This window comes from Paraburkholderia sp. J7, from assembly GCF_905220155.1.
Taxonomy (GTDB): Bacteria; Pseudomonadota; Gammaproteobacteria; order Burkholderiales; family Burkholderiaceae; genus Paraburkholderia.
This window is the reverse complement of sequence record NZ_CAJMYZ010000111.1, coordinates 1-408: the sequence shown is the minus strand read 5'-3', so window position 1 is coordinate 408 and position 408 is coordinate 1. Positions and strand designations below refer to the sequence as shown.

Genomic DNA, 408 nt, shown 5'->3' with positions numbered 1-408 from the left:
GTCGCGCGCGTGCTCGCCGAGCCACGTCACCGCCGTGTCGGCCACGCGCATGTCGAAGCGGTTGTAGCTCGAGGTGCCCGCGCCGATCTTGTCGTACAGCGGCGAGCGCCCCATCGTTTCGGGCAGCGGCTCGCGCACCGAACCCCAGACCTGGCCGATGCCGTCGAGGATGTGCACCGCGTGATGCTGCTGGTGAAAGCCCACGGGCGCGTCGTCCGAGCGGTAGTGAAGCTTGCCGACCGACTCGCTCAGCACGTCATGATCGGCGAGGTGATGCGCCCAGCCGCGCGGCACGCCGTCGTAGGCGAGGGCGTTGTCCCAGCAGCGAATGTCGTGCACGTGGCGGCCGGTCGCGAGACTCGCCCGCGCGGGCACGCAGATCGGCGAGGGCGTGTAGGCGTTCGCAAA

1 pseudogene is annotated in these 408 nt (G+C 70.1%); it reads right to left on the bottom strand.

What is annotated here, in order from left to right:
• A pseudogene (locus U5A58_RS40545) lies at positions 1-408 on the bottom strand (sulfatase); the annotation flags it as partial.